General features: G+C 72.7%; 10 protein-coding genes and 4 pseudogenes. 5 read left to right on the top strand and 9 right to left on the bottom strand.

The window, feature by feature from the left end:
* Positions 1-13: 13 nt before the first annotated feature.
* From ACWFR1_RS22760 to ACWFR1_RS22780, 5 genes and pseudogenes are all read left to right on the top strand, one after another.
* Entirely contained in the window at positions 14-1,063 is a 1,050-nt protein-coding gene (locus ACWFR1_RS22760) for a MupA/Atu3671 family FMN-dependent luciferase-like monooxygenase (RefSeq protein ID WP_453553920.1), read from the top strand.
* Positions 1,064-1,140: 77 nt separating this feature from the next.
* Positions 1,141-9,261: pseudogene (locus ACWFR1_RS22765) on the top strand (amino acid adenylation domain-containing protein); the annotation flags it as partial.
* A pseudogene (locus ACWFR1_RS22770) lies at positions 9,258-10,622 on the top strand (condensation domain-containing protein); the annotation flags it as partial. The pseudogenes ACWFR1_RS22765 and ACWFR1_RS22770, both read left to right, overlap by 4 nt.
* 45 nt (positions 10,623-10,667) lie before the next feature.
* Positions 10,668-12,410 (top strand): annotated as a pseudogene (locus tag ACWFR1_RS22775) (non-ribosomal peptide synthetase); the annotation flags it as partial.
* Positions 12,411-12,479: 69 nt separating this feature from the next.
* Positions 12,480-13,160 (top strand): annotated as a pseudogene (locus tag ACWFR1_RS22780) (thioesterase domain-containing protein); the annotation flags it as partial.
* Between the two features lie 24 nt (positions 13,161-13,184).
* Here the strand turns inward: ACWFR1_RS22780 and ACWFR1_RS22785 are convergent.
* The 9 genes from ACWFR1_RS22785 to ACWFR1_RS22825 form a co-directional block, all read right to left on the bottom strand.
* Positions 13,185-14,522 carry a sulfate adenylyltransferase subunit 1 gene (locus ACWFR1_RS22785; RefSeq protein ID WP_453553922.1) on the bottom strand — a complete coding sequence of 446 codons (1,338 nt, stop codon included), beginning with the start codon at positions 14,520-14,522 and terminating at the stop codon, positions 13,185-13,187.
* A gap of 2 nt (positions 14,523-14,524) precedes the next feature.
* Positions 14,525-15,460: a sulfate adenylyltransferase subunit CysD gene (cysD, locus tag ACWFR1_RS22790; protein ID WP_453553924.1), complete on the bottom strand. Its 936-nt coding sequence runs from the start codon at positions 15,458-15,460 to the stop codon at positions 14,525-14,527.
* The gene (cysC, locus tag ACWFR1_RS22795; RefSeq protein ID WP_453553926.1) at positions 15,457-16,005 is read right to left on the bottom strand and encodes an adenylyl-sulfate kinase; all 549 of its coding nucleotides are present in this window, start codon (positions 16,003-16,005) and stop codon (positions 15,457-15,459) included. Before cysC ends, cysD begins: the two co-directional genes overlap by 4 nt.
* On the bottom strand, positions 16,002-16,976 hold the full coding sequence (locus ACWFR1_RS22800) for an LnmK family bifunctional acyltransferase/decarboxylase (protein ID WP_453553928.1): 975 nt from the start codon (positions 16,974-16,976) through the stop codon (positions 16,002-16,004). Before ACWFR1_RS22800 ends, cysC begins: the two co-directional genes overlap by 4 nt.
* Positions 16,973-18,085, bottom strand: a complete 1,113-nt coding sequence (locus ACWFR1_RS22805; protein WP_453553930.1) for a histidinol-phosphate transaminase — start codon at positions 18,083-18,085, stop codon at positions 16,973-16,975. The genes ACWFR1_RS22800 and ACWFR1_RS22805 overlap by 4 nt, the downstream gene beginning before the upstream one ends.
* A gap of 82 nt (positions 18,086-18,167) precedes the next feature.
* Complete coding sequence (locus tag ACWFR1_RS22810; protein WP_453553932.1) at positions 18,168-18,398, bottom strand: acyl carrier protein; 231 nt, start codon at positions 18,396-18,398, stop codon at positions 18,168-18,170.
* A 55-nt stretch (positions 18,399-18,453) separates the two neighbouring features.
* On the bottom strand, positions 18,454-19,491 hold the full coding sequence (dmpG, locus tag ACWFR1_RS22815; RefSeq protein WP_453553934.1) for a 4-hydroxy-2-oxovalerate aldolase: 1,038 nt from the start codon (positions 19,489-19,491) through the stop codon (positions 18,454-18,456).
* Positions 19,488-20,381, bottom strand: coding sequence for an acetaldehyde dehydrogenase (acetylating) (locus tag ACWFR1_RS22820; protein ID WP_453553936.1), 894 nt, complete (start codon positions 20,379-20,381; stop codon positions 19,488-19,490). The genes dmpG and ACWFR1_RS22820 overlap by 4 nt, the downstream gene beginning before the upstream one ends.
* Before the next feature lie 54 nt (positions 20,382-20,435).
* Positions 20,436-21,233 carry a 2-keto-4-pentenoate hydratase gene (locus ACWFR1_RS22825; protein WP_453553938.1) on the bottom strand — a complete coding sequence of 266 codons (798 nt, stop codon included), beginning with the start codon at positions 21,231-21,233 and terminating at the stop codon, positions 20,436-20,438.
* Between the last annotated feature and the right edge of the window lie 597 nt (positions 21,234-21,830).

Here is a 21,830-nt window from a genome sequence, read left to right on the forward strand (position 1 = left end):
CGAAGGATTCCCGATGGACTTCAGCCTGTTCTACTTCGCCGACGACAGCACACCGGAAGGGGACGCCGGACGGTACGAACTCCTGCTGGAGGGCGCCCGTTTCGCCGACCGGCACGGCTTCCGCGCGGTGTGGACGCCCGAGCGGCACTTCCACCCCTTCGGGGGGCTGTACCCGAACCCGTCCGTGGTGGGCGCCGCCCTCGCGATGATCACGAGCACCGTCGCCATCCGCGCCGGGAGCGTCGTCGCGCCCCTCCACCATCCGCTGCGGATCGCCGAGGAATGGTCGGTCGTGGACAACCTCTCCGGCGGTCGCGCCGGAATATCCCTCGCCTCCGGTTGGCACCCGGTGGACTTCGCGCTGAGCCGGGGGGCGTACGAGGACCGCAAACGCCTGCTGACCGACAGCGTCGAGCAACTCCGCGGGCTGTGGCGCGGGGACGGCCACGAGGTCGTGGACGGCAACGGCGCCCCGGCGACCGTACGGATCTTCCCGCCCCCGGTGCAAAGGGAGTTGCCCCTCTGGGTGACCAGTGCCGGCGACGCGGACACCTTCCGTACGGCGGCGGCGGCGCGGGCCGGAGTCCTCACCCATCTGCTGCACCAGGACGTCGACGAACTCGCCGCGAAGATCGCCGCCTACCGGCGGACGGCGCGGGAAGCGCACGACGGCTGGGAGGGGCATGTCGTCCTGATGCTGCACACCTTCCTCGGCGCAGACCGGGACGAGGTGCGCGCCACCGTCGAGGGGCCGCTGCGTGCCTACCTCAGAAGCTCGGTCCATCTACTCGCGCGGTCGTTCGGCGCCCTCGATCCGGACTTCGACGTCGACGCACTGGAGGACGAGGACCTCGACTTCCTCGTCGCCCGGTCGTTCGACACCTACTTCGAGCAGCGAGGCCTCTTCGGGACGGTGGAGGAGGCGACGGCGACGGTCGAGCGGCTGCGCGGCATCGGCGTGGACGAGGTCGCCTGCCTGATCGACTTCGGCATCGACGCCAAGACCGTCCTGGACGGGCTGCGTCCCCTGAACACCCTCCGCGAAGCATTCCGAGCGCACTGACCCGAGAGACCCGAGAGGCCGAGACCACCGTGATCCCTCTGTCGTTTTCGCAGCTGCGGTTCTGGTTCCAGAGAGAGATGGACCGCGCCGGCGAGTCGCCCAACGCCTCGATGGCGCTCCGGCTGACGGGCCGGCTCGACGCGGCGGCACTGCGCGACGCGCTGCGGGACGTGGTGACGAGGCACGAGAGCCTGCGCACCGTCTTCCCGGTCACCGACGGAGTGCCCGGGCAGCGGATCCTGGAGGAGGTGACGGTCGAGCTGCCGGTGCGGCGGGTCGCGGAGGAGGGCGTCGAGGCGGCCGTGACCGACGCGGCCGAGCACGTCTTCGACCTGGAGCACGAGATCCCGCTGCGGGCCGTCCTGCTCGCCGTCGGCTCCCCCGGGCAGGACGACCACCGAGGCGAAGACCAAGACCAGGTCCAAGACCAGGTCCAAGACCAGGACCAGGACCAGGACCAAGCACACGACCAAGCCCACTCCCACGACGACCACGTGCTCGCGATCACCGTGCACCAGATCGCCTTCGACGGCTGGTCCGTCGCACCGTTCCTCCGGGACCTCTCGCACGCCTACACCGCGCGCCTCGACGGCCGCCCTCCGTCCTGGGACGAACTCCCCTTCCAGTACGCGGACTTCACCCTCTGGCAGCGCAAGGAGCTCGGCGCGCCCGACGACCCCGGCAGCCTCTTCGCCGAGCAACTGGCCCACTGGACCGGCGCCCTCGCCGACGCCCCGGCCGAACTCCCCCTCCCCACCGACCGACCGCGCCCCGCGACCGCCACCCACCGGGCCGGCACCGTCCCCTTCCACCTGCCGCCCGACAGCTTCCGGCAGCTCGCCGAGCTCGCCCTCCGGCACGGCGCCAGCACCTTCATGGTCCTCCACGCGGCACTCGCGGGGCTCCTCGGACGGCTCGGCGCCGGCACCGACATCCTGGTCGGCAGCCCCGTCGCCGGCCGCACCGACGTCGGCCTCGACGACCTCGCCGGCTGCTTCGTCAACACCGTCACCATCCGGACCGACGCCTCCGGTGATCCCGACTTCCACGACCTGCTCCGGCAGGCCCGGACGGGGGTGATGGCCGCGCTCGACCACCAGGACGTCCCCTTCGAGCAGGTCGTGGAGGCCGTCAACCCGCCGCGCTCGGCCGCTCGGCACCCGCTCTTCCACGTCATGCTCAGCCTGCAGAACAACACGGGCTCCGCCGTGCGCCTCCCCCACCTCGACACCCGCCTGCTGGACGCCCACCCTCACCGGACGGTGGCCTTCGACCTGCTCCTCGATGTCACGGAGACCGACGGGGCGCTCGACGGCACCCTGGTCTACGCCCGCGACCTCTTCGACCACGACACCGCCGAGCGTCTGGTCCGCCACTTCACGGCCTTCCTGACCCAGGCGGTCGCCGCACCGGAGCGGCGCATCGGCCTGCTGGAGCTTCTCGACGCCGCCGAGCGCCGCACGGCGCTGGAGACCTGGAACGGCCGGAACACGGCGCTCCCGGCCGACTCCGTACCGGAGCTGCTGCGTCGGCGCGCGGCGGCCGCGCCCGACGCCATCGCGGTGTTCTGCGGCGCGTCCCGGCTCACCTACGCGGGACTCGAGACGCGGGCCGAGCGCCTCGCCCGCCGTCTGCGCCGGCGGGGCGCCGGTCCGGAGCGGCTCGTCGCCGTGGCCGTGAACCGCTCGCCGGAGCTGGTCGTCGCCCTGCTCGCCGTACTGAAGACGGGGGCCGCCTACCTTCCCCTGGACCCGCGCAATCCCGAAGAGCGGCAGCGCGCGATCCTGGAGGAGGCGCGGCCCTGCCTCGTCTTGGCGGACGCGTCCACGAAGGAGCGGGCCGAGGGCCTCGCGGGCGCGCCGCTCGGCGTGCCGCTGGTGCTGGTGCCCGCCGCGGACGCCGATCCGCTCGACCTCGATCAGCTCATCGACGCGGCCGATCTCGAACCGGTCGACCTCATTCCGGACGACCTGGGTACGGACGACGCCGGTACGGACGACCTCGGTACGGACGGCCTCAGTACGGATGTGGGCGGGTGGCCGGACATCACCGGCGACCGGGCCGCGTACGCGATGTACACGTCCGGCTCCACCGGCCGCCCCAAGGGCGTCCTGGTGACCCATCGGAACATCGTCGCTCTCGCCGCCGATCCCTGCTGGGCGGCGGACGGCGGCCACGCGCGCGTGCTCGCGCACTCCCCGCACTCCTTCGACGCCTCGACGTACGAGCTGTGGGTGCCGCTGCTCGGCGGCGGCACCGTCGTGATGGTGCCGGCAGGCGACTCATCGCCGCAGGCGCTGGAGCGGGCCGTCGCCGAGGGGGGCGCGACGAGCGCGTTCCTCACCACCTCGCTCTTCAACCTGCTGGTCGCGGAGAGAAGTACGCTGCTCAGTCGGCTCAGACATGTCTGGACGGGGGGCGAGCAGCCGTCGGCGGGGGCGGTGCGGCAGGTGCTGACGGACTTCCCCGGCGCCGCGCTGACCCATGTCTACGGACCGACCGAGAACACGACGTTCACCACCTTCAGGCGCCTGGACCGGGCCCGGGACGCGGACGGCGGAAAGCCGCCGATCGGCCGGCCCATGGCGAACACGCGGGTGTACGTGCTGGACGAGCGGCTCCGGCCGGTGCCCGTGGGGGTGCCGGGCGAGCTGTACGTCGCGGGCGCCGGACTGGCCCGCGGCTACCTCGGCCGCCCGGGACTCACCGCGGGACGCTTCCTCGCCGACCCTTACGGCGCGCCCGGCACCCGCATGTACCGGACCGGTGACATCGTCCGATGGACCGCCGACGGCGAGCTCGACTTCCTCGCCCGCGTCGACGACCAGGTCAAGATACGCGGCTTCCGCATCGAACCCCGCGAGATCGAGGCCGCCCTGGAGCGCCACCCGGCCGTGGCCCGCGCCGCCGTCCTCGTACGGGAGGACCGGCCCGGGGAGCGTGACCTCGTCGCCTACGTGGTCCCCGCCCCGCACACCGACGGCGATCCCGCTCCGGAGCTCACCGAGCACGCCCGACGGACGCTGCCCGACTACATGGCCCCCGTGGTCGTCGTGCTCCCCGACGGGCTTCCCCTCACTCCCAACGGCAAGCTCGACCGGGCGGCGCTGCCCGCCCCCGGGAAGGGCACCGGCTCCCGCGCTCCCCGCACGCCCGCCGAACGGCTGGTGTGCGGGCTGTTCGCCGAGGTCCTCGGCTTGCCGGCGGTCGGCGCGGACGACGACTTCTTCGCGCTCGGCGGCCATTCCCTGTTGGCCGTCCGGCTGGTGAACCGGCTGCGCAAGGTGCTGGACGACGGGATCGGGATCCGTACGCTCTTCGCGTCGCCGACGCCCGCCGGACTCGCCGCACTCGCCGGACTCGCCGAGCGGGGCGCGACCACGGGTGCCGACCGTGGGACGCTGCGGCCCCGGCCACGCGGGGACGTCCTGCCTCCGTCCTTCTCCCAGTTGCGGTTCTGGCTGCAGGGCGAACTGGCGGAGGGCGCCGCCTCGCACACCGTCACGACCGCCCTGCGGCTGACGGGTCCGCTCGACGCCGAGGCGCTGGGCGACGCGCTGCGGGACGTGGTGCGGCGGCACGAGAGCCTGCGCACCGTGTTCCCGGTCACCGACGGAGCGCCCCGCCAACGCGTCCTGGAGGTATCGGAGTTCGAGCTGCCGGTGCGGGAGGTGTCGTCTCCGGGGGACGTCGAGACGGCGGTGGCCGCGGCGTCGCAGCACCCCTTCGACCTGGCGCGGGAGGCGCCGGTGCGGGCCGCACTCCTCGCCTGCGCACCCGATGAGCACGTCCTCGCGGTCACGATCCACCACATCGCCTTCGACGGCTGGTCCGCCGCCCCCTTCCTCCGTGACCTCTCCACGGCCTACGCCGCCCGGCTGCGGGGCCGGTCCCCCGCCTTCCCGGAACTGCCCGCGCAGTACGCCGACTTCACCCTGTGGCAGCGTGAGGCACTCGGGGAACCCGACGATCCCGAGAGCCCCTTCGCCCGCCAGCTCGCCCACTGGACCCGCACACTGGCCCACGCTCCCGACGAGATCCGGCTGCCCGCCGACCGGCCACGCCCCGCCACCGCCACCCATCGCGCCGGGGCGGTGCCGTTCCGGCTCGCCCCAGAGGACCACGCGCGGGTCGTCGCCCTGGCGCGGGAGCACGGCGCGAGCGTCTTCATGGTGCTGCACGCCGCCCTGGCGGGCCTGCTGCGGCAGCTCGGCGCCGGAACGGACATCCTCGTCGGCAGCCCGGTCGCCGGACGCGCCGACAGCGGTCTGGACGACCTGGTCGGCTGCTTCGTGAACACCGTGGTGGTGCGGACCGACGTCTCCGGTGACCCGGACTTCGGCAACCTGCTCGACCGCGTCCGCACCGAGGTCCTCGCCGCGCTGGAGCACCAGGACGTGCCGTTCGAGCGGGTCGTGGACGCCGTCGATCCGGTGCGGTCGGCGGCCCGGCACCCCCTCTTCCAGGTCATGCTGAGTCTGCAGAACAACGCGACCGGCACCGTGGAACTGCCCGGACTCCACGTCGACGTGCTGGACCACGGCCGGTACGGCACCGTCCCGTTCGACCTGCTCCTCGATCTCACCGAGTCCGACGGAGGCCTGGACGGCACCCTCGTCTACGCCCGCGACCTCTTCGACCACGCCACCGCGGAACGGCTCGCCGGCTACTTCACCCGGCTCCTCGCCGACGCGGCCGCCCGCCCCACCCGGCCGGTGCGTCAGCTGGACGTCCTGTCGCCCGCCGAGCGGCACACCGTCCTCACGGAGTGGAGCGGGCCCGCCCCCGGCTCGGCGGCCGTCGCGGCGGCCAAATCGGCGCCGGGCACCGGTTCGGTGGCGCGGTGGTTCCGTGAGCAGGCCGCCAGGACCCCCGACGCGGCGGCGGTGCTGCACGGTGCCCGCCGGATCACGTACGCGGAGCTCGACGCGCGGGTGGACCGGCTGGCCGGGCGTCTGCGCCGGCTCGGCGCGAGCCCGGAGCGGCTGATCGCCGTGGCCATGGACCGCGCTCCCGAACTCCTGGTCGCGCTCCTCGCCGTGCACCGGACCGGTGCCGCGTACCTCCCGGTCGATCCGCACCACCCCAAGGACCGGGTCGCGTGGGTCCTGTCCGAGGCCGCGCCGCTCCTGGTGCTCTCGGACCGCGCCACCCGAGACGCCCTCGGCAGCGACGACTGGCTCGCGCTCGACGAACCCCGGGCCTTCGCGGCGGGGTCCGGTGCCGAAGGCCCGGCCCCTGTCCGGAGCCCGAACCCCCTCCCGGACCCGGACGAGGCGATCCCGGCCGACACCACGGCGTACGTCCTCTACACCTCCGGTTCGACGGGCCGGCCGAAGGGGGTCGCCGTCAGCCACCGCAATCTCGCCCATCTGCTCACCGCCCTGCGGAACCGGCTGCCGCTGGGCCCCACCGACCGCCTGCTCGCCGTGACGACCGTCGCCTTCGACATCGCCCACCTGGAGCTTCTCCTGCCCCTGCTCGACGGGGCCGCGGTCGTCCTCGCCTCTCCCGACGAGGTGCGCGAGCCGCAGGCCCTCGCCGGGCTGATCGGACGGCACGGCGTCACCACCCTCCAGGCGACCCCCTCCCTGTGGTCGGGCCTCGTGGCCGAGGTCCCCGACGCGGTCCGGGGACTGCGCGTCCTCGTCGGCGGCGAGGCGCTGCCACCCGCCCTGGCCGGCGGCCTCACCGCCCTCGCCGCGGAGGTCATCCATGTGTACGGGCCCACCGAGACGACCATCTGGTCCCTCGCGGCCCCGCTCGGCCCGCACAACGCCGCGCACCCGCCACTCGGCTCCCCGCTGGGCGACACCCGGGTGTACGTCCTCGACGACGCGCTGCGGCCGGTTCCCGTGGGAGTGCCGGGCGAGCTGTACATCGGGGGTGCCGGTGTGGCCCGGGGCTACCTCGGCCGCCCGGGGCTGACCGCCGAGCGGTTCGTCGCCGGTCCTTACGGTCCGCCCGGCACCCGCCTCTACCGCACCGGCGACCTGGTCCGGTGGACCTCCGCAGGGGAACTCGACTTCCTCGGGCGCTCCGACGACCAGGTGAAACTGCGCGGCTTCCGCATCGAGCCCCGCGAGATCGAGGCGGTCCTGGACCGGCACCCTGACGTCGTTCGCAGCGCCGTCGTGGTGCGCGAGGACCCGCCGGGCGAGCGCCGGCTCGTCGCGTACGTCGCACCCGTCCGGGCCGCCGGCACGGCTGTCGGCACCGCTGACGAAGCCGCCAGCGCCGAGGGCCTCGCCTCCGCACTCGCCGAGTGGGCACGGCAGGCGCTGCCCGCGTACATGGTCCCCACCGTCGTCGCGCTCCCCGACGGGCTTCCCCTCACGCCCAACGGGAAACTCGACCGGTCAGCGCTGCCCGCCCCGCACGGACCCGCCTCCGCGGCCGGGGAGGCGAGGGCGGTCCGGGTGCCGAGCACCCCGGCCGAGACGATCCTCTGCGAGTTGTTCGCCGCCATCCTCGGACGGCCCGGCGTCGGCGTCGAGGACGACTTCTTCGAGCTCGGCGGCGACAGCATCGTGTCGATCCGGCTGGTGTCCCGGGCCCGTTCACGAGGTCTGGCGATCTCCACGCGGGACGTCTTCCGGTACCGGACCGTCGCCGCACTGGCCGCCCACGCGAAGGTACGGCCGCCCAAGCCGGGAGCACCGGCGGAAGGATCCGCGCCCACGTCCGGCACGGCCCAGGCGCCGACGTCCGGCACGGCCCAGGCGCCGACGTCCGGCACGGCCCACGGACGGACGTCCGGCACGGCCCAGGGACCGACGTCCGGCACGGCCCCTGTTCCGTCGGCCGGCGACGTACCGCTCACGCCGATCCTCCACTGGCAGCGCGAACGGGGTGGCCCCGTCGGCGGTTTCCACCAGTCCGTGCTCGTCCGCACCCCGTCCGATCTGTCCCTGCCACGGCTGCGGGCGGTGGTCCAGTCGCTGCTCGACCGGCACGACGTGTTGCGGGCGCGGCTGACACGCACCCCCGCGTGGCGGCTTGAGGTCCTCCCGCGCGGTGCGGTCGACGCGACCGGGCGTGTCGTACGGATCGACACGGCCGGTGCGGCGGCAGGCGGGATCGCGGACCTGGTCCGCGCCGAGGCGGACGCGGCACGGCGGCGACTGGCGCCCGAGTACGGGAACATGCTCCAGGCGGTGTGGTTCGACGCGGGTCCCGGCCGGCCCGGTCGGTTGCTCCTGATGATCAACCACCTGGTCGTGGACGGCGTTTCGTGGCGGATCCTCCTGGAGGACCTGAGCGACGGCGCAGCCCCCCGGACGGCGGGGCCGGACTTCGCGCCCGTGTCGTTCGCCGACTGGGCACGCCTCCTGGAGCGCGAGGCGCGCGGACGGGTGCCCGAACTCCCCTTCTGGCTGGGGCTCTTCGAGGGCGCCGACGATCTCGTCAGGGGGGCGGGGCTCGTGGCCACCCGTGATGCCGAGGGTTCCAAGCGCACCGTCACCAGGGTCCTGCCCGCCGATCGGACGGAGCCGCTCCTGACCCGCGTACCCGCCCGGCTCGGCGTCGGTGTGAACGCGGTGCTGCTCGGCGCGCTGAGCACAGCCGCGGGGCACTGGCGTACGGCGCCCGGCCCGGACGACGCCCGGGACGACACCCCGTTCCTCGTGGACGTGGAGGGGCACGGCCGCGAGGAGATCGTCGGCGGGCTCGACCTGTCGGCGACCGTGGGCTGGTTCACCAGCATGTTCCCCGTACGGCTCCCGGGGCGGCCGGACGATCCGGACGGCACCGTACGGGCCGTGAACGACCAGCTCGGGAGCATGCCGGACAAGGGGCTCGGCTTCGGTCTGCTGCGCCATCTCCACCCGGGGACCGCGCCCGTGCTCGCAGCGCAGCCCCGGGCGCAGATCCTGTTCAACTACCTGGGCCGGTTCGACCGGCCCGACGGGTCCGACCGGCCCGACGGGTCCGACCGGCCCGACGGGTCCGACTGGGGACTCGCGCCGGAAGCCGGCGCGGTCGGCGGAGGCGGCGACCCCGAGATGCCCCTGACCCACCTCCTGGAGGTGTCCGCGGTCGTCCACGACCGCGGGGACGGGCCGGAGCTCCACGCGACCTGGGCCTACCCCGAGGCCCTGCTGGAGCGGCACCGGGTGGAGGCCCTGGCCGACGCCTGGTTCGAGGCACTGGAGACCCTGACCACCCCCACCTGCGAACCGGGAGGAACGGCGTGACCGCTCAGGACCGCACCCGCGAACACCCACACGAGCGGACGTCGAGGCCCGCGCCGCTCCAGCAAGGGCTGTTCTTCCACACGGCGTTCGACACGGACGGCCAGGACATCTACACCACGCAGCTGGCCCTGGACTTCGAGGGTCCTGTCGACCCGGTTCTTCTGCGGGACGTCTGCCAGGTGCTCCAGGACCGGCACGACAGCCTGCGGTCCGGGTTCCGTACGGACGCGTCGGGCGCGCCCGTACGCTTCGTGTCGTCCCGCGTCCCGCTGGAATGGCGGACGGCCGATCTCACCGGGACGGCGCCCGCCGACCGGGAGGCCGAGGCGTCGCGGCTGGTCGAGGAGGAGCGGGGGCGGCGTTTCGACACGGCCCGACCACCGCTGATCCGCTTCCTGTTGATCCGCCTGGGCGGCGACGCCGACGGCAACGGCGCGGGCGTCGGTGCCCGGTGGCGCTTCGTGCTGACGAACCATCACATCATTCTGGACGGCTGGTCCACCTCGATCCTGCTCGACGAGCTGTTCCAGCTGTACGGCGCCGGAGCGGGCACCGCGGCTCACCTACTGCCGGCCGCCCCCTCGTACACCTCCTATCTGGACTGGCTCGGCGAGGTGGACCCGGAGTGGTCCCGGGACGCCTGGGCTGAGGCGCTGGCCGGGATCGAGGGGCCGACGCTGGTGGCGCCGAGGGCGCGGGGCGCGGGCGCGGTGGTGCCCGAGCGGGTGGTGCGGGGGCTGCCCGCCGCGCGTACCGCCGCGCTGACGGACCGGGCGCGGGAGGCCGGGGTCACCCTCGGCACGGTGATGCAGGTGGCCTGGGGGCTGGTGCTGCGGCAGCTGACCGGGCAGGCCGACGTGCTGTTCGGGATGACGGTGTCGGGGCGGGCCGCCGACGTCGACGGTGTCGAGACGATGGTCGGGCTGCTCATCAACACCGTTCCGGCGCGGGTGCGGATCGGCCCGCGGGACACGCTGCTCGATCTCCTCGCACGGGTCCAGGACGAGCAGCTCGACCTGTTCGACCACCACCACGTCGGGCTGACGGAGATCCAGCAACAGGCGTGCTTCGGGGCGCTGTTCGACACCACGACGGTCTTCGACAACTATCCGATGGGCTCGGGCGAGCGGCGTCTCGGCGAGGCCCTCCTCGTCGGCGTCACCGGGTTCGACGCCACCCACTATCCGCTCTCCCTGATCTGCACGCCGGGCGAGGAGCTGGGCATACGGATCGACTTCCGGCCCGATCTGCTCGCGCGCGGGACGGTGGAGGGGATCGCCGCGCGGTTCGAACGGATCCTGGAGGCGATCGCCGACGATCCGCACCGCGAGGCCGGCGGCCTGCCGGTCCTGTCGGACGGCGAGCGCCGGCGGGTGCTCGAGGAGTGGAACGCCACCGACCGTCCGGTGCCCGCGGCCACGCTGCCCGCCCTGATCGAGGCGCGCGCCGCGCGGGACCCCGGCCGGCCCGCCCTCAGCCACCAGGGGCGGGACCTCTCCTACGGGGAGCTGAACCGCCGGGCGAACCGTCTGGCGCGGGTGCTGCTCGCCGAGGGCGCGGGACCGGAGAGCCGGGTGGCCCTGGCGCTGCCGAGGACCGCGGACATGGTCGTCGCGCTGCTCGCCGTGCTCAAGACCGGGGCCGCGTATGTGCCGGTGGACGTGCGCTACCCGGCCGACCGGGTGGCGCGGATGCTCGGCGACGCACGGCCCCGGCTCGCGGTCGTCACCGGGGCGACCAGGGGCGTACTGCCCGAGGGGACGGCCGCGCTCGTCCTGGACGACCCCTCGGTGGCGCGGCGCGTCGAGGAGCAGGAGGGCGGGGACGTCGTGGACGCGGAGCGGCCCGCGCCGCTCCTCCCCCGGCATCCCGCCTACGTCATCTACACCTCGGGCACGACCGGTGTCCCGAAGGGCGTGGTCGTCGAGCACGCGAACGCCGTCAACTTCGTGGCGACCGTCGAGGACCACTTCGGCGCCGACGGCATGGCCCGGGTCCTGGCGTCCACCTCGCTCAGCTTCGACGTGTCGGTCTTCGAGATCGTCACGACCCTGGCACTCGGTGGCTCCTTCGAGCTGGTCGACGACCTGTTCGCCCTGCTCGAACGGGACGGCTGGCAGGGGAGCCTGGTCAGCGGCGTTCCCTCGGCGATGGCGAGCATGCCGGCGGGCGGCGCCTTCGAGGTGTCGGCACGGCACGTGGTGCTCGGCGGGGAGGCGGTGCCGCACGCCCTGCTGCGCGAGCTGCGGGAGCGGGTGCCCGGCTGCGCGGTCACCAACATCTACGGCCCGACCGAGGCGACCACCTACTCGACGTGGTGGCGCAGCGGCGACGAGGACGGCGACGGCGATCCGCCGATCGGCCGTCCGGTGCCCAACGCCAGGGTGTACGTGCTGGATCCGTGGCTCCAGTCGGTCGCGGTGGGGCAGACGGGCGAGCTGTACATCGCCGGCGCGGGCGTCACCCGCGGCTATCTGAACCGGCCGTCTCTGACGTCGGAGCGCTTCGTGGCCTGCCCGTTCGGCGCGCCCGGCGGCCGGATGTACCGCACGGGCGACCAGGTGCGGTGGCGGACGGACGGGCAGCTGGAGTATCTGGGCCGGCTGGACGGTCAGGTGAAGGTCCGGGGCTTCCGGATCGAACTGGGCGACGTGGAGGCCGCCCTGCTGCGGCACGAGAGCGTGGCGCAGGCCGTCGCGGTCGTACGGGAGGACCGGGCGGGCGACCGCAGGCTGGTCGCGTACGCCGTGGCCGCGCCCGGGACCACGCTGGACGGCGCGGAGCTGCGGCGTTTCACCCGTGACACGCTGCCGGACTACATGGTGCCGTCTGCGGTGGTGCGGCTGGAGCGGTTCCCGCTGATGCCGAACGGCAAACTGGACCGGCGGGCGCTGCCGGCCCCCACGTACGGCACCACTGCCCGCCGGGAGGCGGCGCACGCGCACGAGGAGCCGTTGTGCGCGCTGTTCGCCGAGGTGCTCGGGGTGGAACGGGTCGGCCCGGACGACGGCTTCTTCGATCTGGGCGGGCACTCCCTGCTCGCGACCCGGCTGGTGAGCCGGGTGCGTGCGGTGCTCGGTACCGGCCTGTCCGTCCGCGCGCTGTTCGAGGCGCCGACCCCGGCGGCCCTCGCACGCCGGCTCGACGGCGAGGGGGACGGCTCCGGCCTGGACGTGCTGCTGCCGCTGCGGACCGGCGGACGGCTGAGGCCGTTGTTCGCGGTGCACGCGGCGAGCGGTCTCGCCTGGCCGTACGCCCGGCTGCTGCCGCACCTGGATCCGGACGTGCCGCTGTACGGGCTGCAGGCGCCGAGCCTCACCGACCCGGAGGGCGGTGCGCGCAAGCCGGAGGAGCTGGTGCGGGAGTACACGCGGCGGATCCTGGAGGTGCAGCCGGAGGGACCGTACCGGCTGGTCGGATGGTCGGTCGGCGGCACCCTCGCGTACGGAGTGGCCGCGGAACTGGTGGCGACGGGGCACGCTGTGGAGTTCGTGGCCCTGCTCGACTCGTATCCGGCTCCCGAGGAGGGGCTGCCCGACTGGGAGGAGACGCACCGGCACGTGGCCGGGTCGGCCGGGTTCGCCGCGGACGGGACGCCGCCGGAGCAGATCGCGCTGCTCGGGGAGCGGGCGGTGGACGGCGCGCGGCTCGCGGTGCGGTCGGCGGTGGACGCGCTGCGGACCTCTCCGGTGCGGACGCGTGGTGTGGACGTGGTCCACTTCCGGGCCGCGTCGGACGGCCCGGGCGCCGCCCCGGACGCCTGGCGGGTGTACGGCGGCGGGCGGCTCTCAGCATTCGACGTCGCGTGCGGCCACTACGAGATGCTGGATCCCGCTCCGCTGGCTCTGATCGGCGAGGTGCTGTCGGACCGGGCGACGGAGGGGACGGCCGGGCGATGAGCTTCGCTCGGGACCCGTCTCCCGTCAGAAGTCCCAGCCGTCGTCGTCGGGGGCCGTGCCGTTGACCGGTGCGGGAGCGGCGAAGGACTCGCCGATCATGCCCGCGGTCAGGGTGGTGCCGTCGGCGGGGTCGATCAGGATGAAGGAGCCAGTGCGGCGCGAGTCGGCGTAGGAGTCGACGGGCAGCCGCTCGGCGGTGCGGATCCTGATGCGGCCGATGTCGTTGGCGACGAGCCGGCCGGAGTGGGGGTGCAGGGAGAGGTCGTCGAGGGTGAGCCGGGCGGGGATGTCCGTGACGACGGCCTTGACCGTGCGGGTGCCGTGCTTGAGCAGTACCCGGTGCCCGACGGTGAGTGGCTGGTCGGCCACGTGGCAGACGGTCGCCTCGATGTCCTGGGTGGTCGGCGGGGCGTCCGTCGTCGGCACGATCAGGTCGCCGCGCGAGACGTCGATGTCGTCCTCCAGGAGGACGGTCACCGACTGCCCGGTCCAGGCGATGTCGACGCGCGTGCCGAGCAGGTCGATGCCGGAGATCCTCGTCGTACGGCCGGCCGGGAGGATCGTGACCGCCTCGCCGACGTGGAGGGAACCGGCCGCGATCTGTCCGGCGTAGCCGCGGTAGTCGGGGTGTTCGGCGGTCCGGGGGCGGATGACGTACTGCACCGGAAGCCGGGCGTGGCGGTGGTTCCGGTCGTCGCCGACCGGGACGGTCTCCACGTGCTCGAGGACCGTCGGGCCGCTGTACCAGTCCATGACCGCGGACGGCTCCACCACGTTGTCCCCGGCCAGAGCCGAGATCGGGATCGCGGTGACCTCGGGGATGCCGAGCTCGGCCGCGTACGCCGTGAACTCCGCCACGATCGCGGCGAACACCGGCTCGCGGTAGCCGACGAGGTCCATCTTGTTGACCGCCAGGACGACCTGCGGGACGCGCAGCAGCGCGGCGATGGCGGCGTGCCGGCGGGTCTGCTCCACGACTCCGTGGCGGGCGTCGACCAGGATCACGGTCAGTTCGGCGGTGGAGGCACCCGTGACCATGTTGCGGGTGTACTGCACGTGTCCGGGCGTGTCGGCCAGGATGAACCGCCGCTTCGGGGTGGCGAAGTAGCGGTAGGCGACGTCGATCGTGATGCCCTGTTCGCGTTCGGCGCGCAGACCGTCGGTGAGCAGGGCGAGGTCGGGCGCGTCCTGGCCGCGGTCGGCCGACGCCCGCTCCACGGCCTCCAGTTGGTCGGCCAGGACCGACTTGGAGTCGTGCAGCAGCCGGCCCACCAGCGTGGACTTGCCGTCGTCGACGGATCCGGCGGTGGCGAACCGCAGAAGGGTCGTGGTCGAGGGTTGCGTGATCCTGGTCCTGGTCATGCTCAGAAGTACCCCTCGCGCTTGCGGTCCTCCATGGAGGACTCGGAGAGCTTGTCGTCGGCGCGCGTGGCGCCCCGCTCGGTCAGCCGGGACACGGTGATCTCCGCGATCACCTGGTCGAGGGTCACGGCCTCGGAGTCGACCGCGCCGGTGCAGGACATGTCGCCGACCGTGCGGTAGCGGACGCGTCGCTTCTCGACGGTCTCGCCGTCCTTCGGGTCGCCCCACGTCCCGACGGGCAGCCACATACCGGAGCGCTGGAAGACCTCGCGCTCATGGGCGAAGTAGATCTCCGGCAGCTCGATGCCCTCGCGGGCGATGTACTGCCACACGTCGAGCTCGGTCCAGTCGGACAGCGGGAAGACGCGGACGTGTTCGCCGGGGGCGTGCCGGCCGTTGTAGAGCCGCCACAGCTCGGGGCGCTGGCGGCGCGGGTCCCACTGGGAGAACTGGTCCCGGAGGCTGAACACCCGTTCCTTGGCGCGGGCCTTCTCCTCGTCGCGGCGGCCGCCGCCGAAGACCGCGTCGAACCGCTCCGACTGGATCCTCTCCGTCAAGGCCAGTGTCTGCAGCGGGTTACGGGTCCCGTCGGGGCGCTCCTTGAGGACACCGCGGTCGATGTAGTCCTGTACGGACGCCACATGGAGGCGGAGACCATGGGCCGCGACCACACGGTCCCGGTAGGCCAGGACCTCGGGGAAGTTGTGTCCGGTGTCGACGTGCAGCAGCGCGAACGGCACGGGGGCGGGAGCGAAGGCCTTCAGCGCCAGGTGCAGCATGACGATGGAGTCCTTGCCGCCGGAGAAGAGGATCACCGGCCGCTCGAACTCGCCCGCCACCTCGCGGAAGATGTGCACCGCCTCCGACTCCAGCGCGTCCGCGTGGGTCAGTGCCCACGGGTCGCCGGTTCTCTCGGACCGGGTCGTCGCCGTCGTCATGCCAACCCCTTCTTCCGCAGCAGCGTGATCAGCGTCCGCGCCGACTCCGCCCGGCTCTGCTCGTGCGCCGGGATCCGCAGATCCGGTGCGGCCGGCGGCTCGTACGGATCGTCCACGCCGGTGAGTCCGGAGATCTCGCCCCTGGCCTGCTGGGCGTAGAGACCTTTCACGTCGCGTACGGCGCACACCTCGACCGGCGTCGCCACGTGCACCTCGACGTACGCCGTGCCGTCGGCCTCGTGCCGTGCGCGCACCGCCGCGCGGGCGTCCGCGTACGGGGCGATGACGGGGACCAGCACCGTCACGCCGTGGGAGGCGAGCAGCTGGGCGACGTAGCCGACGCGGCGGACGTTCACCTCCCGGTCCTCGCGGGAGAAGCCGAGGTCGGAGGTGAGGTGCGCGCGCAGCTCGTCGCCGTCCAGGATGTGCACCCGGCGTCCCGCGGAGCGCAGTTCGGCGGCCGCGGTCAGCGCGATCGTGGTCTTTCCGGCGCTGGGCAGGCCGGTCAGCCACACCGTCACGCCGTCGGCGGTCTCGCCGTTCATGAGGCGTCGGAGGAGCGGAGGCCCGCTGCCTCGATCTCGATCGCGGTGACGGCGATCAGCTGCCCGGTCGCCGTGTCGCGCAGGGCCATGTCGGCGATCTCGACGCCGGGGGATCCGGTGCTGCGCCATCGGCGCACGGTGACGGCGAAGACCGTGCCGGGGTCGGCGTTGCCGAAGTAGCCGATCTTCTGGTCGAGCACCTTGCGCCGCAGGAACTCCTCGTCGGTGCGTCCCAGCGAGCGCCACAGACGCAGCAGCATCGTGTCGAAGACGGCGAAGTACGAGGCGAAGTACATCAGTCCGGCGCCGTTGAGGTCGCGCACGATGTCCAGGGCGTACGTGAAGGTCTCGGGCTTCCCGACCTCGTGGAGTCCCGGCGGGCCCTCGGAGAGGAAGCTTCCGGTGGCCCGGGCCCGGCCCACGAGGGACCGGGGGGAGTAGGCGTTCGGCAGCGCGGGCAGCTCCTGGTAGGTGAAGTCCGGAGGTGTCACCTGGGAGAGCCCGCGGTTGCTGCCCGCCGTGCTGCGGGCGATCCACCGGTTGAAGTTCTCCGCGTACAGGCAGTCCGGGTGGGGGTGTTCGTACACCTCCGCCGGGTCCAGCGGTCCGTCGGGCAGTTCCAGGCCGGCGGGGGCCAGCCGGTGCAGGGTGATGACCGACTGGCTGCCGAACTGGAACGACCGGGAGTCGACCCGGAGTTCGTCGCCGAAGGTGAGACCGTGGGGATGGACGACGTCTCCGCCGCGTACGTGGAAGTAGTAGAAGGACAGATAGGCGGGGTCCCCCTCGGCGGTCCGGGCCGCGTGGACGTTGATCCGGCACGACTCGCTCACCACCTCCCAGGTCCAGTCGCCGATCCGGCCGAACACCAGGGAGCCGCCGCTGCACATGCCCGGTGCGACGACCACGTGGCGGGAGACCCCGGCGGCGTCCGGGACCAGCGCGGCGCGTGCGGTGTGAAGAGTGGTCATACTTCCGCCTCCTTGCAAACCTGGCGCGTCTGCCCGGCTCCCGCCGGGGTCGTCTGCCGCGAGGAGCGCCACGCGTCCGCCGCGGCGAGGAACTGGTCGTTGTCCTCGGCGGAACCGATCGACACGCGCACGCCCACACCCGGGAACGCCCGTACCGTGACGTCCCTGCTCGCACACCACGCGCCGAAGCCGGCCGCGTGCGGGCCGAGTCCCAGCCAGAGGAAGTTCGCCTGGCTGTCCGGGACGTCCCAGCCGCGGGCCGTCAGGGTGTCGCGCACGCGGGTGCGTTCCGCGACCGTGCTGTCGACCCGGCGGAGCAGGTGCTCCTCGAGTCCGAGGGCCGCGACCGCCGCCCGCTGTGCGACGGTGCTCACCGCGAAGGGGAGACTCGTCCTGCGCAGCCGCTCGACGACATGGGCGTCGCCGACGAGATATCCGGTCCGCAGTCCGGCGAGTCCGTAGGCCTTCGAGAAGGTGCGCAGCACGACCAGGTTCGGGTGCGCGGCGCACAGTCGCAGGGCGCTGGGGGCCGCCGGGCCGCGGACGTACTCGTGGTAGGCCTCGTCGACGGCCACCAGGCAGGTCGGGGGTACGGACTCGACGAACTCCCGGAGTTCCTCGTGGCCGACGACCGTGCCCGTCGGGTTGTTGGGGTTGCAGACGATCACCAGCCGGGTCCGTGAGGAGATCCGGTCGGCCATGGCCCGCAGGTCATGCGTGTCGTCGTCCAGCGGTACCTGTACGGATTCCACTCCGGCCAGGGCCGCGAGCGTGGGGTAGACCTCGAACGACGGCCAGGCGTGGACGGCTTCGGCGCCGGGGTCGGCGATCGACTGGAACAGCGTCTGGAGGAGGGCCACGGAGCCGGCGCCGACGGCGATCCGGTCCTCCGGGATCCCGTGGGCCTCGGCTATGGCGCGTATCAGCGGTCCGCAGCCGGGGTCCGGATAGCGGTTGACGGTGGCGCCGGCCCCCGCGATCGCCTCGACGATGCCGGGCAGCGGGGTGTGCGGCGACTCGTTCGCCGAGAGGGGGCGAGGGCGTCCGGTCGAGCCGTGGGCGCCTTCGGACGGCTTGTAGGAGGCGACGGTCTCGAGGACCGCGCGCAAGGTTGGATGAGACATGGGACTCCCGGTGGAGGGACTCCGCCGCGCGGAGTCGTGCGAACGGTGCCCGGACCGACCGCGGGGGTCAGTCCCCCGGCCGCCGTTCCGCCATCAGGCGGGCCACGTCGGCGAGGGTGCGGGTGTCCAGCAGTTCGTAGTCGTGGACCTCGATGCCGAGCCGTTCGTTCAGCACGGTGGCGAGTTCCTGCACGGCCAGCGAGTCCAGCCCCACCTCGTCCCTGGTGGCGGTGGGTACGACATCCCGCTCCCGTACGTGGAGGTCGCTGACCAGGATGTCCTTGAGTACCTCGTACACGGCTGGCTCTTCCCTCGCTGTCCTCGCCCGACCGGGAGCCGCGGGCTCGCGGCTCTCACGCACTGCGCGCCGCCTTCAACTCCAGGGCCACCTCGACGATGAGGTCCTCCTGGCCCGCCACGGCCTGCCTCTTGCCCAGTGCGAAGAAGACGTCACGCGGATCGACGTCCTCACGCCGCGCGATGTCCAGGACCCGGTGCTTGAACCCGGAGAACACTCCGGCCAGGCCGCTGACGACACTCACCGAGTCGATGGTGGGCGGGGCCGGCATGAGTTCGCGCTCGGCGAGGTCGGCCGCGTCCAGCAGACCGTAGAGGTCGATTCCCGTCCGGAAGCCCATGCGTTCGAGCACGGGTACCAGGACCTCCAGCTGGGTGTTCCCGGCGCCCGCCCCGAAGCCCCGGGCGCAGGCGTCCAGGATGTCCGCGCCCGCTTCCACGGCGGCGATCGAGTTCGCGACCGCCATCCCGAGGTTGTTGTGGGCGTGGAACATCACCGGTACGTCCACGGCTTCCCGCATGGCGCCGATGCGCTCGGTGACGTCGGCCGGGAGGTAGTGGCCGGAGGAGTCCATGATGCCCACCGCGTTGGCGCCGAACTCCACCAGCCGAGCGCATTCGCTCGCCAGCCGTTCGGGGGTCGCCATGTGGCTCATCAGAAGGACGGCCTGGGCGTCGACGCCCTGCTCGCGGAGGAAGCCCAGATGCCGTTCGGCGAGGTCTCCCTCGGTGCAGTGGGTGCCGATCCGCACCACGTCGACCTGATGGGCGATGGCCCGTTCCAGGTCGGCGGTCGTGCCCCAGCCCGGCAGCATGAAGACGGCCATCCTGCTGTCGCGCAGGGCCTCCCGTACGACCGACAGCATCTCGTCGTCACCGAGGCGGGCCTGCCCGACCTGGAGGGAGGAGGCTCCAAGACCGTTGCCGTGCCCCACCTCGACCACCGGTACGCCGGCGGTGTCCGCCGCCCGCGCGTAGGCACGCAGTTGTTCGCGGTCCAGCTGGTGGCGGACGGCGTGATGCCCGTCGCGCAGGGACGCGTCGTGGATGAGCACCGGCTTTCCGGCGCCGGCGGGAGAGGGTGCCGTGCTCATGACGTCTCCGTTCCGATGCCCGCCGGGCCGACCGCCGCGCACTGTTCGGCGACATGGACCGCGGCCGAGTTGATGATGTCGAGGTTGCCGGCGTACCGGGGGATGCGTCCGCCGGACGAGGTGACCTCCGCGGCGACGAACACCTTGTTCTCCTCCACGACACACGCGGTGATCCGGTACCCCTGCGCGAAGGAGCGGACCTGCTCGGCCGCCGCCGTGACGGCCGCGTTCACCGAAGCGGTGCCGAACCCCTCCCCCAGCATCGACATGGCGACCCTGAAGGTGGCCGGCGGTCTGGCCGGGCTGACGTTGAGGATCGCCTTGACGTCCTTGACGCCGGTGAAATCGCGTACCGCGTCCTGCGTGGTCTCGATGTACTCGTCGAGATTGAGCCGGGTGGAGCGCCCGACGCTCGGGCTGGCGGCCGTCGTGACGACCTCGACGAACTCGACCCGGTGTCCCTGGGTGATCGCGTGCAGGACCGGAATCGAGGCCTGGCCGCCGCAGCTGATCATGTTGATGTCGTCGCTGCCCAGGACCTCCGTCCCGTTCACGCTCGGAATCACCATCCGCCCCACCTTGCTCGGCGTCAGGTCCACGAGCTTCGTGCCCGTCAGACGCAGGCGTTCGGCGTGCTCGGCATGGGCCATGGCGTTGGTCGCGTCGAACACGATGCCGAACGGCCGCGGAGCGTCCAGGAGGGACTCGATGCCGCGCGTCCCGATGGGAAGACCGAGGTCGGCCGCCTGTCGCAGGCCGGGCGTGTTCGCGTCGCGTCCCACCACCAGGCCGCAGTCGAGGAACTCCGAACGCATGATCTTCTCTGCCAGATCGACTCCGATGAGGCCGGCGCCGAGGACGGCCACGGGCAGGCGCCCGTTTCGCTTCATGGCTGCTTCTCCCTTCCCTGTCCAGAGGTTCACCTCGGGGCGCACGTCGGTGGTCTACGCGTCGCCCACATGAAGAGTGACGGTGCCCAGCCGGTCGAACTCCGCCACGAAGCTGTCTCCGGGACTCATCGCGACCGCGGCGTGCAGGGCACCCGTCATGATCAACTGCCCCGCTTCGAGCGTCACTCCGTGCTCGCCGAGGACGTTCGCCAGCCAGGCGACGACCGCGACCGGATCCCCCAGAGCGGCGGCACCGGCTCCGGTCGCCACGAGTGCGCCGTTACGGGAGAAGGCCATGCCGATCAGGCGTACGTCGAAGTCGTCCTCGGGCAGGGCGACCGGAGTGCCGAGCACCACCGCGCCGTTCGAGGCGAGGTCGGCGATCGTGTCGGCGAGCCGGATCCGCCAGTCCTCGATCCGGGAGTCGACGATCTCGAGCCCGGCCATCACCTCGGAGATCGCCTCCCGCGCGGCGGCCACGGTGACACCGGGCCCCTTGAGGGGCGCGCCGAGCCGGAAGACGATCTCCGCCTCGACCTTGGGCGCGATGAACGCCCCGTCCGGTGTGGTGGCCCCGTTCTCGTACACCGTCGATCCCAGCACCGGTCCGTAGTCCGGGGTGCTGACGCCGAACAGCTCCTGCATCGGGACGGAGGTGAGTCCCGCCTTGTAGCCGACGACGCTGTCGCCGGCCGCGGTGAGCATCCCGACCACTTCCCGCTGGACGGCGTATCCGTCGTGCATGTCCAGCGCCGGGTACTCGTCGGTGAGGGGAGGGATGGGGCGGCCCGTCGCGCGTGCCTCGTAGAGGGCCTTGGCCTTGACTCTGACGTCGTCCACCGAGATGTTCACTCTGCTCCTGTCAGCACACATCGCACCTGCCGCACGGGCCCGCCAGTCATCTGTACGCGACCGTCTCGTGTGCCGACGCGTCGCCGTCACCCATGACGCCGGCCGGCCTCTGACGGGCTGTCACCGGCACCTGGGGAACGTGAGGTCCCTGACGTGCGGACCGGATCACTCGGATCAGCAGAACGGATCCGGGCGAGGGGAGCGTGACCGCGAAGCCCGGGGCTCGATGCCTGCCCCCTCGTTTCGCGTCTCACCGTAGCCACGAAGCGAGCGCCGCAGAAGGTTTCACCCATGCCCAGGAGTCCGTCAATTGGGCATATTCACCGCTCCGCCCCCCACGCAAAGGGGACGAAGGGAGGCGATCCACACATCAAACGTGAGCTACGTCACCTGCGATTTCTCATCTTCGCCACCTGTCGGTGGAAATGCGCCAGGGCACGCGGGCAGGCATGGAGGCGCGCAGACGACGTGGGGCGCCGCCTGAAGTCAGGCGGCCGCCCCCCCGGGGGGTGGGGGGCGGGGAAAACGGGGCCCTCCCCCCGGGTTGGGTGAGGCGGAAGGTGAGGGGCGAGGGAGTAAAAAAAAAAATCAACGACA

The organism is Streptomyces sp. NPDC055103, from assembly GCF_053607625.1.

What these genes read in the sequence shown, in the direction of transcription:
- ACWFR1_RS22760 (WP_453553920.1), top strand. Translation starts at nt 14, where the DNA reads ATGGACTTCAGCCTGTTCTACTTCGCCGACGACAGCACACCGGAAGGG.
- ACWFR1_RS22785 (WP_453553922.1), bottom strand. Translation starts at nt 14,522, where the DNA reads ATGACCAGGACCAGGATCACGCAACCCTCGACCACGACCCTTCTGCGG.
- cysD (WP_453553924.1), bottom strand. Translation starts at nt 15,460, where the DNA reads ATGACGACGGCGACGACCCGGTCCGAGAGAACCGGCGACCCGTGGGCA.
- cysC (WP_453553926.1), bottom strand. Translation starts at nt 16,005, where the DNA reads ATGAACGGCGAGACCGCCGACGGCGTGACGGTGTGGCTGACCGGCCTG.
- ACWFR1_RS22800 (WP_453553928.1), bottom strand. Translation starts at nt 16,976, where the DNA reads ATGACCACTCTTCACACCGCACGCGCCGCGCTGGTCCCGGACGCCGCC.
- dmpG (WP_453553934.1), bottom strand. Translation starts at nt 19,491, where the DNA reads ATGAGCACGGCACCCTCTCCCGCCGGCGCCGGAAAGCCGGTGCTCATC.
- ACWFR1_RS22820 (WP_453553936.1), bottom strand. Translation starts at nt 20,381, where the DNA reads ATGAAGCGAAACGGGCGCCTGCCCGTGGCCGTCCTCGGCGCCGGCCTC.